Source organism: Neobacillus sp. KR4-4 (assembly GCF_042136325.1).
Taxonomy (GTDB): domain Bacteria; phylum Bacillota; class Bacilli; order Bacillales; family Cytobacillaceae; genus Neobacillus.
In genome coordinates, this window is the sequence record NZ_JBHHJU010000045.1 from 1 (window position 1) to 13615 (window position 13615).

A 13615-nucleotide genomic window follows, 5' to 3' on the forward strand; every position below is an offset into this window, starting at 1 on the left:
AACACGTATTTATTGATTCCACACATGTTAAAGCAAGTGCGAATAAGCGTAAATTCGAGAAGAAAGTTGTCCGAAAAGAATCGAAAGCTTATGAAGCACGTTTACAAGACGAGATTAATAAAGACCGTGAAGATCACGGAAAAAAGCCATTTCCTCCCGATAAATTTGATAAAGAGGAATTAAAAGAAATTAAAGAAAGTACGACTGACCCAGAAAGTGGTTATTACGTAAAGGACGAACGAACTAAACAATTCGCATACTCATTTCATGCAGCTTCAGATCGAAATGGTTTTGTCCTTGGCACAATTGTAACACCAGGGAATATCCATGATAGCGTCATATTCGAGCCACTACTTGAGAAAGTCATCCAAAACCAAGGGAAACCTGAAGCTGTTGCTGCTGATGCTGGATACAAAACACCTGCTATTGCTCAATTCGTTTTTGAAAATGATATGACTCCTGCATTACCGTATACACGTCCACGCACAAAGGATGGTTATATGAAAAAACATGAGTATGTTTATGATGAATACTACGATTGTTATATCTGTCCGCAAGGACAAATTCTGAAATATGCAACGACGACGAAGAATGGAAAGCGTCAATACTTTTCTAATCCTCTTGATTGTAAAAATTGCCCATTACTTTCCGAATGCACACAAAGTAAAGAACATAAAAAATTGATTGAGCGGCATGTGTGGGAACATTACATAGAAGAAGCGGACCATCTTCGTCATACACAAGAGAATAAAAGCATTTACGCAAGACGTAAAGAAACGATTGAACGTGTCTTTGCGGATGCTAAAGAAAAGCATGGTATGCGTTGGACAACCTTAAGAGGCCTAAAAAAATTGTCCATGCAAGCGATGCTTACTTTTGCTGCCATGAATTTGAAAAAGATGGCCAACTGGACATGGAAAAGGCAGAAATTGCCTAGAAATATGCATAGGATAGGTCTAAATTTTGCTCTTACGAGCAAATTAACAAAAAAAGGCATTCGAATGAGCTCATTCGAATGCCTTTTGTCTACAATCTGACCGGATGAATGTTCATCCGGTTTTTTAATCCTGCTCCAGTGCCTAGCAGCTGTGTATTATTTAAGTAATCGCAGGCTGTTTAGAATAACTAAGATTGTACTTCCTTCATGACCAATGACTCCAAAGGGCAAATCAAGGATTTGGAAGAAGTTTGACGAAATCAAGACCATGATAACAGTTATCGAGAAAATAACATTCTGTTTAATGATTTTATTCATTCGTTTAGAAAGATCAATGGCCTCAGCAATTCGAGGCAAATCATTTTTCATTAGGACAATATCCGCGGTTTCAAGAGCAACGTCAGTTCCACCACCCATGGCAATACCAACATTGGCGATAGCAAGTGCAGGTGCATCATTGATTCCGTCACCCACCATTGCTACGGTTTCATATTTTGTTCTTAACTTCTTCAATTTTTCGACTTTTACCTCTGGTAAGCATTCCGCAAAAAATTCATCCACATGACTTTCTGAGGCAATTGCGCGTGCCGTTTTTTCACTATCACCAGTCAACATAACCGTACGGATCCCTTGCTTTTTCAGGTGATCAATCGCAAGTTTAGTCTCCTCACGAACAACGTCTTTCATGGCAATTACTGCACATAACTCGCCGTCGATTTCAATAAATACAAGTGTATTTCCATGAGCAGCAAGTTCTTTAATTTTTCCATCCGCAAACTTTTCAATTAGTTCTTGGTTTACAAAGGCTGCTTTACCAATCTTCCAATTCTCCCCGTTTATGGTGGCCTTAACACCCCATCCTGGTATATCTTCAAGACTGTCCGGATGAAGGAGTTCTTTGTTAAGGTTTGATTTTACATATTTCACAATTGCCGTTGCCAGTGGATGGTTAGAATGGCTTTCAATCGAAGCTGCCTTCCAAATCAGGGCATCCTTATCAAATCCATCCTTTACAATCACTTCCGTCACTTCTGGGTTGCCTTTTGTCAATGTACCGGTTTTATCAAATGCAATGGCACCCAAATGGCTTAAATTTTCTAGATGAATCCCGCCTTTTACCAGGATTCCACGTCGCGCTCCATTGGAAATGGCCGATAATGTTGCGGGCATGATGGAAGCAACAAGTGCACATGGTGAAGCAACCACCAATAAGATCATCGCTCGATAAAAGGATTCTTGCCAACTCCAACCTAAAATAAAGTGGGGGAGAAAAAACATCAAAAACACAACAGAAAGGACCAGTTTAACATAGGTTCCTTCGAAGCGTTCTATAAAAAGTTGTGAAGGAGATTTTTCGCTTTGAGCCGATTGTACGAGCTGAATAATCTTTTGAAAAAGAGTGTCATGGCTCGCTTTTGTCACTTGAACAGTAATGGATCCTGTCATGTTTACAGTTCCTGCAAAAACCTCTTCTTTATCACCTTTGGATACTGGCATAGACTCACCAGTAATAGCAGCCTCGTCAATATTGGTTTGTCCTTTAATAATCATCCCGTCAGATGGAATCCGCTCACCGGGCTTTATTAAAATCAGATCTCCGATATGAAGCATTGAAACAGGAACTCTCTTTTCACTGCCGTCTGAGATGAGAAAAGCCTCTTCTGGCTGCAGTTTCATTAAAGAGGAGATTTCTTTATGGCTTTTATTCATTGTATACGTTTCGAGTGCACCACTTACGGCAAAAATAAAAATTAACATGGCACCCTCTGTCCAGTATCCAATTATGGCCGATCCAATTGCTGCAAAAATCATTAACATTTCTACGTTTAATTCCTTATTTTCGTAGGTAGCCTCAATGCCTTCTTTTGCCTTGGCGAAACCACCAATTACAAATGCCAGCAGGTAAGCAATAATGGAATCAGCACCATTTCCATACTTGTCAAATAACCAGCCAGCTGCAATAAAGCCACCGCTTAGGCCTGCTGCAATTAATTCTGCATGTGGTTTAATTTTTTCGAAGAATCCTAATTTGTTTACACTTTTTGTTAGCGCCTTTGCTTCGGAACTCAATGTTCTTCCCCCTTCCAATTGCTAATTGATAAGAATAATCAAAGTCAATACCCTTAAAAAATACGAAAGCTGTCATCAAAGTGATGACAGCACGGTCTTTATAATGTTTCTATTTATTTTATCTTACCACATATTTTATGCATAAGATATGATTTTGCTCCATAATTATCCTGTTATGAACTTGGTTGCTCAAATACAAAATTAGTCTTCTTACCAAATGTGAAGATGATAATAGATAAGGTTAAGAGCATCGTACTAATGATATAGAAGAAACTTACATTTTCAATGAACTTAATAAACAAGCCTCCAATGATGGGTCCGCTTAAACTGCCGAGACTGAAAAATATTCCGCATAACAAATTTCCAGTCGGAAGTAGAGTTTTTGGAAGCAAATCTGTCATGTAGCTGATACCTAGAGAGAAAGTTGAACCAACAACCATTCCAGAAATAAGAAAAACGACAAACAGTCCAATAAAAGAGTGTTCAAGGAAGATTGCAGCAGTAAAGCTAAAAAATCCAAGAAAAAGGATCGTTATTAAAATATTACGCCGGCCATACTTATCACTCAAAATTCCTAGAGGTAGTGAGGTAATAATACTGCCGGAGGCAAATGCAGTCAACAACATGGAAACATTGGTGACGTTTATATCCATTCTTAATGCATAGACAGGAAAACTGCCGTTTAGGGAGGATTCTAAAAATCCATAAGAAAATGGCGGAAGGAAAGCAACCCATCCATATTTTAAAGCCTTCTTAAACTGTTTGATGGTTGATAGGAAGGAATTGATACCAACTTCTTGTTCAGGTCTTTCGTTTTTAAGCATAAATACAAAAATCCAGCCAATAAAACAAAGGATTGAGGAGACAATAAAAGGCAGAGATTGATTTACGTTTACTAATGGTGTCATTAATGGCCCACTGGCAAAGCCAATTCCAAAAAATAATCCATATAAAGAAATATTTCGTCCCCGCTTATCTGCCGGGGAGGATGATGTAATCCATGTCTGTGTGGCAAAATGAAGTGAATGATCGCCTATTCCAATCAGCAACCGGAGGATAAACCAAAACCAAAATGTCTCCCAAAGAGGAAAGAGTGCAAGCGAAATAATTACGAGACCTCCACCATAAATAATCACTGGTTTATAACCATATTTCCTGAGAGGCATTTCCATAAAAGGAGACACAAGAAGAATTCCAATATAAAGTGCTGTCGCATTTAATCCATTTAATGAAGGTGAAACCCCATTTTTTTCAAAAATTACAGCAATTAAAGGCAATAACATACCTTGCGAAAATCCAGAAATCGCAACGATACTCACAAGGATCCAAAATCGCAGATTCGTTTTTTTCATAGAACTTCCTCAATTCTACAAGTTTGATTCAATATAAATTATATAGTTCCTAAATGATGGTAACGAGAAAACCGCCTATATGCAAGAGAAAGTTACGAACCTAGACATTCGAGGTGAGTTTAGGTAAATTAAGGAACAAAAGGAAAAGTTTAAGAGAAAATATCCTCGTCAGATATTAAGAACATGGAGGGAATACCGTGAACAGGATTTTTATGCTTATGACATTCATTGGAGTGCCGCTGTCCGTTATTGGCTCACTAATGCATTGGTCAAATATTGTTTTATTTATTATCTACTGCTTAACAATCGTAGCACTTGCCAGTTATATGGGAAGGGCAACCGAAAGTCTAGCAATTGTTGCGGGCCCGCGGATTGGCGGACTGTTAAATGCAACCTTTGGAAATGCAGTCGAACTTATTATTTCAATCTTTTCGTTGAAGGCCGGACTTGTTGGAATTGTTCTCGCCTCGCTAACAGGTTCCGTGTTAGGAAACTTACTACTTGTGGCAGGCCTTTCGTTCTTTATAGGGGGCTTAAAATTTAAGCGTCAATCATTTAATGTCTACGATGCTAGGCATAATTCAGGACTGTTGATGTTTGCGGTTATCATTGCTTTTGTAATCCCTGAAGTTTTTTCGATTAATATGAATGAGACAAAAACTCTTTCCTTAAGTATTGGGATTTCAGTTATTTTGATCATCCTTTATCTGGCTGCCTTATTTTTTAAATTGGTTACCCATCGAGGCGTATACCATCCAAGTACAGAAAAAAATATCGCTCATGAGGAAGAAGAACCAGAATGGGGGAAAGGGAGAGCCATAGCGGTTCTTTTCATTGCTACAATTGCAGTCGCATACATCTCCGAGCACCTAGTCCATACGTTTGAATATGTAGGAGAAACCCTTGGTTGGTCTGAATTGTTTATCGGTATCATTATCGTAGCTATAGTAGGGAATGCAGCAGAACATGCATCTGCCGTTGTCATGGCATTTAAAAACAAAATGGACATTGCCGTTGAAATTGCGATTGGATCTACATTGCAGGTGGCCATGTTCGTATTACCTGTTCTAGTACTTGCCTCACTTTTCTTTGATACCACCATGCCATTGCTATTTAGCTGGCAAGAGTTAATTGCGATGGTGTCATCGGTGCTCCTTATGGTTGTAATCTCCAACGATGGGGAATCCAATTGGTTTGAGGGGTTAACACTGCTCGCTGCCTATTTAATTATGGGAATTGGCTTTTATTTACTCTAGTAATGTAAAAAATAAAGACTCTAAGCCCGATGGCATAGAGTCTTTATTATTAAATTTAAGGTTCATTTCCATTCTTCAATGTACTGGGTAAATCGTCAAGCTTGGGCTATTATGATAAAATAACCATTTAGTAGGGTAAAAATCAATCGCTTTTCTTTGGGACATCAATCACCAACCTTCATGTTTATTTAGATACATGAACACAAGTGTTGAATCTCATATAAGACGGGAATCCCAACCTCCTTATGGATAATAAGTAATGGAAGCAGATTGATTACAGCCCTCCTTTGTTGATAAGTTAAGTATATTATATTATTAAATTTTAATTTTGTAAATGTTCTGAATATTACATTTATGTTACTTTTTAAGGAGCGACTAATGAGATTATTCATTCGGTTTTTATTTTTTATTTTTGGACTTATTATTATGACTTTTGGTGTTTGTATGACCATTGAAGTAGCAGATATTGGTGTGGGTGCATGGGATGCTCTTAATGTAGCCCTAACAGAAAAGGTAGGTTTATCTGTAGGTAAATGGGTAATGATTGACGGGGCTGTTTTAATTATAGTGGTCTCACTTTTATTAAAGAAAAGACCTGATCTTCTTTCACTTCTAACAATTATAATTATCGGTTCATTAGTCGATTTTTGGCTGGGAACTGTATTTGATTTATTTCAAGTCAATCATCTCATCACTAAAATAGCCATGCTATTAGTAGGAGTCCTAATTATCGGATTTGGTGCAGCTATCTACATTCAAGCAAAATTCCCTCAAAGTCCCATTGATAATTTTATGTTAGCCATTAAAGAACGCTTTCGAGTAAATATAATGGCTGCAAAAACCATTGGAGAGATTACAGCATTGATTCCTGCCTTTTTACTACATGGACCTATTTCATACGGTACCATTATCATTACATTCACGGTTGGACCTGCGATCCAATTGTTCTTTCCATACTTTGAAAAAGTAATGTTGCATCTACAGACGAAATATTGAAATTACTTACAGGATGGATAAAAATAATCAACTCCGAAAAAACTACTAGCAGACTGATTATGCTATTAGTGAAAGGAGTTTAACTCGTGAAGAAAAATGTCACTATCTTGATGACACTGCTATTAATGTTAACTTTTATTCCCTCAGCCTTCGCACATAAGGGTCCAGCGCAAAAAGTTTCGGTTAAATATCAAGTTCCACCTTCGGTCCGAAATATTACCAAGGAGAATACTTATCCAAATTCGACACAGGATCTGCCATTATTACAACCAAGTGATTTAACTAAAAAGTTGATTAATTCATCAAAGGTGAAAATCGAAAACCCTGATCTAATTCGGATGCTAAATGAATCGAGTATTAATAGTACACCTTTTGCGATTGGCTATCGTGCTATCGTCTATTTAGGTCAGTGGCCCTTAAATTACGAATCATCGGAAACTTCCCCAAACTGGGAGTTTCAAAAGATAAACACCAATTATTTTGATAATCGCGGCGGCAAGGTGCCCTATCAGATCAAATATGTTCAGGAGTCCCAGAAGATTATTAGAGGCGGGCTCACCGCTAAAATCGCGAGTGCTGAGGCCGTGAAAAAAATGATGCTTTTAAAGGCAATGGAAAAAACACATCTTCCACTGGCATTCGATACGATTATTGGCGCCGGCACGAAGAACGATCATATTTATAACATTCCTCCAAACCGGTTGGGCTACTTATATGCCTATGCACCAGGTGTGAATGAAAAAGGTAAGGTAACCTACGGTGAAGTCTATTTAATGCTAAAAGGCAGCAAAAAGTTTATCGTGATTAAAAACGTAACCTCTCAAGGAATCGGCGCATGGATTCCAGTTCAAGATTATGTATCCTTTGGATTTGCAGCTTCAGAACGACCACGATAAAAGCAGACTCCTGGTTGCAGGAGTCTTTTCTTTTTTGAAAAATTGGGCAAAATATTATTAATCGATTGTCAAAGCACCCATTTTTCGATAGGATGAGAACGTTAGCGAAAGGAGTGAAACAACTTGGGAAGCCCGATTGAAGATAAAAATACACAAGTGAATTTTTTAAAACAACGCTTAAACATGTTCATTGATGTCCTTGATGCGATCGATCCGGAAGATACAGATCTTGAAGATATTGACCGCTTAATTTCAATGTTAGATGATATGGAATCAAAATGCAGAGAATTTAATAATCGTGAAGTGAGTGAGTCTGTTTAATCAACAGGCTCTTTTTAATGGGTTAAATAGTGAATCCAATATTTACATGGGGGATTTCCACGAATAACCTGGCAGCGGTTGCAAGCTAATCCTTTAATTCTATAGGTTATAGGAGTATAATATAAACGTGCAAAAATTGTAAAATTGAAAAATATTAATGGGGAACATGGGGAGAGGGGTACTCGAATTGAATATTTCTAAATTTCAAGAAAGCATGTATAAGCTAGTCGTTGAAACATCAACAAAACTTCCTAAGGATGTCCGCAGAGCTGTTAAACGGGCTAAGGAAAATGAAAATGCGGGAACAAGTGCTGCAATGAGCCTAGCAACAATCACAAATAATATCAAGATGGCAGACGATCAAGTGTCACCCATCTGTCAGGACACAGGTTTACCAACCTTTAAAATTAAAACGCCAGTAGGTGTGAATCAATTAGAAATTAAAGAAGCAATTCGTAATGCCATTGTGTTGGCAACGAAAGAAGGGAAGCTCCGCCCGAACTCAGTCGATTCTTTAACTGGTGAAAACAGTGGGGACAATCTTGGTGCAGGCGTGCCTGTTATCAAATTTGACCAATGGGAAAAAGATTATATCGACGTTCGTCTGATTTTAAAAGGCGGCGGTTGTGAAAATAAAAACATTCAATACAGCCTTCCATGTGAATTAGACGGATTAGGCCGTGCAGGGCGTGACCTTGATGGAATCCGTAAGTGCGTTATGCATTCCGTCTACCAGGCTCAAGGTCAAGGCTGCAGCGCTGGCTTTATCGGTGTTGGTATTGGCGGCGACCGTTCTTCTGGATACGATTTAGCGAAAGAACAGTTATTCCGTTCTGTGGAAGATGTGAACCCAAATGAAGACCTTCGTAAGTTAGAAGAGTATGTAATGGAGAATGCAAATAAATTAGGAATCGGCACAATGGGCTTCGGTGGTGAAGCCACCCTTTTAGGCTGTAAAGTGGGCGTCATGAACCGCATTCCTGCAAGTTTCTATGTCTCTGTTGCCTACAATTGCTGGGCATTCCGTCGTTTAGGTGTGAGTGTAAACGCGGAGACTGGTGAAATCAACGAATGGATGTATCAAGACGGGGAATTCATTGATTTTGCTGAAAAAGAAGCAGCTGTGCAGGAAACAGCCGCTACATCTGAAGGGGTTATCACCTTAGAGGCGCCAATATCTGAAGAACAAATCCGTTCTTTAAAAGTAGGCGATGTCGTTCAGATTAATGGGATGATGTACACTGGCCGTGATGCAATTCATAAGTATTTAAGCGATCATGACGCACCAGTGGATTTAAATGGACAAGTGATTTATCATTGCGGTCCGGTTATGTTGAAGGATGAAGCCGGTGCTTGGCATGTAAAGGCAGCAGGTCCAACAACAAGCATTCGTGAGGAACCTTATCAAGGTGATATTATGAAGAAATTCGGCATCCGCGCTGTTATCGGTAAAGGCGGTATGGGACCGAAGACGTTAGCTGCATTAGAAGAACATGGCGGGGTATACCTAAATGCAATTGGCGGAGCTGCACAATATTATGCAGATTGCATCAAATCAGTTGAAGGTGTCGATTTAATGCAATTTGGTATTCCAGAAGCAATGTGGCACCTTCGTGTAGAGGGCTTCACAGCAGTAGTGACAATGGACTCACACGGAAATAGCCTGCACGCCGACGTAGATAAATCTTCATTAGAAAAGTTAGCGGCGTTTAAGGAGCCGGTTTTTAAATAGAGAGTTGTGGGATAGGCGCTCGGGTTACGGGCGCTTATTTTTTTTATGAACTAAAAAAACGAGATGATTTCCAAATAATATCCAGTAAATGTCGTAAGTTTCGAAAAATGGGTGATAAGAGTCCGATAAGATGTCATAAGTGCTGAAAAATATGTCATAAGTAACTGGATATTGAATTGACTTCCAAATAATATCCAGCAAATGTCGTAAGTTTCAAAAAATAGGTGATAAGAGTTCGATAATATGTTATAAGTGCTGAAAAATATGTCATAAGTAACTGGATATTGAGTTGATTTCCAAATAATATCCAGCATATGTCGTAAGTTTCGAAAAATAGATAAAAAGTAGTCCGATAATATGTCATAAGCGACGACCAGACACAAAAGTTTCATAACAAGTATAAAAAAAGACTAGGATTACCAAATATCTTGTTGAAGTTATACTAAAAATACAAAGGAGGATTTATCTTGATTGAAATGGAACTCGCACCCCCTAATTTCTTGCTTCAAGTGGATGCTTTAGAAAGAAGGCTAGCAGAAAATCATAGAAAAATGCCAGAAATAAAGTCTAAAATACGAATTTTAAGGTCCGGATATAATGGAGAAAAAACATTAAAATACTATCTGGATCAAATTCCCGTACACAAGTACCATATTTTTTACGGTCTTCGTCTTCCTATAGGAAATACCTATTTCCAGATTGATGCTCTACTCCTTTCCCAAAAATTAATAATAATAATTGATGCAAAAAACCACTCAGGAATGCTGCGATTTGAAAAAAAACAAATGATTCATGAATATGCAGACAACAGGGACATCTATGAGAATCCAGTAGCGCAAGTAAACCGCCATGAAATATTATTAAGACATTCATTTGAGTATGATAAAGTACCTCAGATTCCTATTGCAAACCTTGTTACTGTTTGTAAACCCTCTACAGAAATAATTATCAATCAAGAATACCAAGAAGCAGAGCAAAAAGTCATAAGGGCCTATGATTTATTAAGGAAAGTAGATGAATTAGAAGAGGCCCACACAGGAAAAAAGCTAAATAAAAAGACCGTTAATCAAATCATTAATCTTTTATTATCGCAACACACACCTCAAAAAATTGATATCCTTAATTATTTTCAGGTTTCAGAAGACGAACTTATCTCGGGAGTCCAATGCCCAAGGTGATTAAACATTCCTATGGATTATATAAGGTCGAAATGGATATGTCCTAAATGTTTATTATTTTCAAAAGAAGCCTTCATTAATGGTATTAACGATTACTTTCTTCTGATCAAACCCTCATTTACCAATCATGAATTACGGAAATTTCTTAACATGCCTTCCTCTAGAACGACCGCATCCAATATACCTAAAAGAACTCTTCCCTATACAGGAATAAAAAGAGGACGAATCTACCACCAACCAACAATTCCTATTTTAACCAATCATGTTTTTCCACCTAATAACAAACACTAAAAAAAATAAAATAGGGGGAACATGGATGAAAAGATTATTGTGCATCCTTAGTATGCTGCTCTTATTTATACCGCAGAGTACATATGCGGCTGTATCCAATCAGCCGATCCATTGGGGCTTTAAAAAAGGGGTAAATGAACAGCCGGCAGAAGCAGGAGCTGAGCTTGATCAGTTAATTGAAAAATACGGTGCTTTTTATAAAAGTAACCCAGACTCAAAGACGTTATACTTAACTTTCGATAACGGTTATGAACAAGGATATACCCCTCAGATTCTTGATATTTTAAAAAGGGAAAAGGTACCTGCGACTTTTTTTGTGACAGGGCATTATTTGCTTTCGGCAGGGGATATTGTGAAAAGGATGGTCAAAGAAGGGCATATTGTCGGGAACCATTCGTGGCATCACCCGGACCTGACAACCGTAAGTGATCAAAGGATTCGTGAAGAGCTCGAAAAGGTCAGCGTCAAAACCAAAGAATTAACAGGTCAAAAAAAAATGAAATACCTTCGTCCGCCACGGGGGGTATTTAGTGAAAGAACGATGCAGATTGCTAATGAAGAGGGCTATACGCATGTATTCTGGTCACTCGCTTTCGTCGATTGGAATGTGAATTCGCAGAGGGGCTGGCAATATTCCTACGACAATATCATGAGGCAAGTCCATCCAGGCTGTATCTTACTATTACACACTGTCTCAAAAGACAACGCCGATGCTCTTGAAAAGGCAATTCAGGATCTAAAGAAAAAAGGCTACAAATTCAAAAGCCTTGATGATTTTCCGAAGAAAAAATAGATATATCACCCACAGAAACCGATTTTCTTTTTGGAATTCGGTTTTTCTGTGTGAATCATGCTATAATACGGGGAAATTAAAATGAAACGATCTATATGAATTTATGGAATATTATGGAGTGAAATAGATGAAAACTGATCAAAATATTAAAATTGAACTGAAGCAAACCTTTCCGCTTACGATTAAACGGCTCGGTATTAATGGGGAAGGTGTCGGTTATTTTAAAAAACAGGTTGTTTTTGTGCCCGGTGCACTTCCTGGTGAAGAAGTGGTCGTAGAGGCGACGAAGATTAGCCCGAAATTTGCTGAAGCAAAAATCAAAAAAATTCGTATTAAATCCCCGCATCGTGTTCTGCCGCTGTGTCCGGTTTATGATCAATGTGGAGGATGTCAATTGCAGCACTTGAAATATGATCAACAGTTAAAGGAAAAACGTGATATTGTCATCCAATCCCTAGAACGCCATACCAAAGTAGACACTAGCAAACTGGATATCCGAGAAACGATTGGAATGGAAGACCCATGGAGATATCGAAATAAGAGCAGTTTTCAAGTGAAGGCAATGGATGGAAAGGTCCTTGCGGGGCTTTATGGCCTTAATTCCCATCAATTGATTAATATTGAGGAATGTGCTGTGCAGCACTCACAAACAAATGAAGCAACATCTGCGGTTAAACGGATTTTAGAGGAATTAAAAATTCCTATTTATAATGAAAAGTCCAGAAAAGGAATTGTTCGAACCATTGTTACTCGGGTTGGCATTCAAACAGGCGAACTACAAATAGTCCTAATCACAACTCAAAAAGAATTACCAAAAGTGGACATCATCATTCAAGAAATTCAAAAACGTCTACCAAATGTGAAATCAATTGTTCAGAACATCAATGGCCAAAAAACCTCCCTTATTTTTGGTGAGGAAACACTTCCGTTAGCGGGTGAAGAGTTTATCCAAGAAACACTAGGAGACCTTCAATTTGAGCTTTCTGCAAGGACTTTCTTCCAATTAAACCCTGTTCAGACGGTTAAGCTTTATAATGAAGTGAAAAAAGCAGCTGCGCTGACTGGTCAAGAAAAAGTAGTAGATGCCTATTGTGGAGTGGGAACCATTGGGTTATGGCTCGCCGATCAGGCAGGAGAAGTTCGTGGAATGGATGTCATCCCAGAATCGATTGAGGACGCAAAGAAAAACGCAAAGCGGCATGGATTGACTAATACAAAATATGTACCTGGAAAGGCGGAAGAAGTTCTGCCGAAATGGGTCAAAAAGGGTTGGAAGCCCGATGTCATTGTCGTTGATCCACCGAGAACGGGTCTTGAGGGGCAGTTAATCCAAACTATCCTCCAAGCAGAACCAAAAAAGCTCATTTACATCTCATGTAATCCTTCAACATTGGCGAAGGACATTCAAACGTTAAGTGCTAAATATGAAGTAAAATATATCCAGCCAGTGGACATGTTCCCGCATACGAGCCATGTGGAGTGCTGTTCACTGCTGGTTTTAAAAAGGTAACCCAAAAATTAACTCTTCCGAACTAAAATAAACATTTTCCTGACTCCATACCAACCCGGGTTTGTTCCAATACGAATCCGGGCTTTTTTCAATATTTCTCTCAGGCAGCCATTCGGTTGCTTTTGCTCTTCGTATTTCCTTTATCTCTTATGCCCTGTGCCTGTCACCTCATAAAAAAGTGGAACAATCTACTACTAATTATCCTGGGAAGTTTGTTATTGAAAAAGTTCTAAATATATATAACCTTTTCTAAAAAAGTTAGAATTTTATTAAAACCCCTTAA

11 protein-coding genes are annotated in these 13615 nt (G+C 38.4%); 9 read left to right on the forward strand and 2 right to left on the reverse strand.

Annotated elements, in window-relative coordinates:
* On the forward strand, positions 1–1037 hold a 1037-nt coding region (locus ACE198_RS26790), incomplete at its 5' end, for an IS1182 family transposase (RefSeq protein ID WP_375377650.1).
* Between the two features lie 56 nt (positions 1038–1093).
* Here ACE198_RS26790 and ACE198_RS26795 read toward each other — a convergent pair.
* Entirely contained in the window at positions 1094–3007 is a 1914-nt protein-coding gene (locus tag ACE198_RS26795; protein ID WP_375377651.1) for a heavy metal translocating P-type ATPase, read from the reverse strand.
* Between the two features lie 173 nt (positions 3008–3180).
* Positions 3181–4359 (reverse strand): MFS transporter, encoded by a 1179-nt coding sequence (locus ACE198_RS26800; RefSeq protein WP_375377652.1) that lies wholly within the window; start codon positions 4357–4359, stop codon positions 3181–3183.
* A 212-nt stretch (positions 4360–4571) separates the two neighbouring features.
* On the opposite strand from ACE198_RS26800, the gene cax reads away from it, so the two are divergent.
* From cax to rlmD, 8 genes are all read left to right on the forward strand, one after another.
* Positions 4572–5615: a calcium/proton exchanger gene (gene cax / locus ACE198_RS26805; RefSeq protein WP_251459420.1), complete on the forward strand. Its 1044-nt coding sequence runs from the start codon at positions 4572–4574 to the stop codon at positions 5613–5615.
* 378 nt (positions 5616–5993) lie between these two features.
* Positions 5994–6611: a YczE/YyaS/YitT family protein gene (locus tag ACE198_RS26810; RefSeq protein WP_375377653.1), complete on the forward strand. Its 618-nt coding sequence runs from the start codon at positions 5994–5996 to the stop codon at positions 6609–6611.
* Between the two features lie 125 nt (positions 6612–6736).
* On the forward strand, positions 6737–7507 hold the full coding sequence (locus tag ACE198_RS26815; protein WP_375377669.1) for a YfkD famly protein: 771 nt from the start codon (positions 6737–6739) through the stop codon (positions 7505–7507).
* Positions 7508–7630: 123 nt separating this feature from the next.
* Positions 7631–7828, forward strand: coding sequence for an SE1561 family protein (locus ACE198_RS26820; protein WP_066251284.1), 198 nt, complete (start codon positions 7631–7633; stop codon positions 7826–7828).
* Positions 7829–8015: 187 nt separating this feature from the next.
* On the forward strand, positions 8016–9560 hold the full coding sequence (locus ACE198_RS26825; protein WP_285851076.1) for a fumarate hydratase: 1545 nt from the start codon (positions 8016–8018) through the stop codon (positions 9558–9560).
* 476 nt (positions 9561–10036) lie between these two features.
* A complete protein-coding gene (locus ACE198_RS26830; RefSeq protein WP_375377670.1) occupies positions 10037–10738 on the forward strand; it encodes a nuclease-related domain-containing protein in 702 nt (233 codons plus the stop codon).
* A 316-nt stretch (positions 10739–11054) separates the two neighbouring features.
* On the forward strand, positions 11055–11822 hold the full coding sequence (gene pdaA / locus ACE198_RS26835; RefSeq protein ID WP_375377654.1) for a delta-lactam-biosynthetic de-N-acetylase: 768 nt from the start codon (positions 11055–11057) through the stop codon (positions 11820–11822).
* A gap of 127 nt (positions 11823–11949) precedes the next feature.
* A complete protein-coding gene (gene rlmD, locus ACE198_RS26840; protein WP_375377655.1) occupies positions 11950–13332 on the forward strand; it encodes a 23S rRNA (uracil(1939)-C(5))-methyltransferase RlmD in 1383 nt (460 codons plus the stop codon).
* The last annotated feature ends 283 nt before the right edge of the window (positions 13333–13615 follow it).

What these genes read in the sequence shown, in the direction of transcription:
- ACE198_RS26810 (WP_375377653.1), top strand. Translation starts at nt 5,994, where the DNA reads ATGAGATTATTCATTCGGTTTTTATTTTTTATTTTTGGACTTATTATT.
- ACE198_RS26815 (WP_375377669.1), top strand. Translation starts at nt 6,737, where the DNA reads ATGTTAACTTTTATTCCCTCAGCCTTCGCACATAAGGGTCCAGCGCAA.
- ACE198_RS26830 (WP_375377670.1), top strand. Translation starts at nt 10,037, where the DNA reads ATGGAACTCGCACCCCCTAATTTCTTGCTTCAAGTGGATGCTTTAGAA.
- cax (WP_251459420.1), top strand. Translation starts at nt 4,572, where the DNA reads ATGCTTATGACATTCATTGGAGTGCCGCTGTCCGTTATTGGCTCACTA.
- ACE198_RS26800 (WP_375377652.1), bottom strand. Translation starts at nt 4,359, where the DNA reads ATGAAAAAAACGAATCTGCGATTTTGGATCCTTGTGAGTATCGTTGCG.
- pdaA (WP_375377654.1), top strand. Translation starts at nt 11,055, where the DNA reads ATGAAAAGATTATTGTGCATCCTTAGTATGCTGCTCTTATTTATACCG.
- rlmD (WP_375377655.1), top strand. Translation starts at nt 11,950, where the DNA reads ATGAAAACTGATCAAAATATTAAAATTGAACTGAAGCAAACCTTTCCG.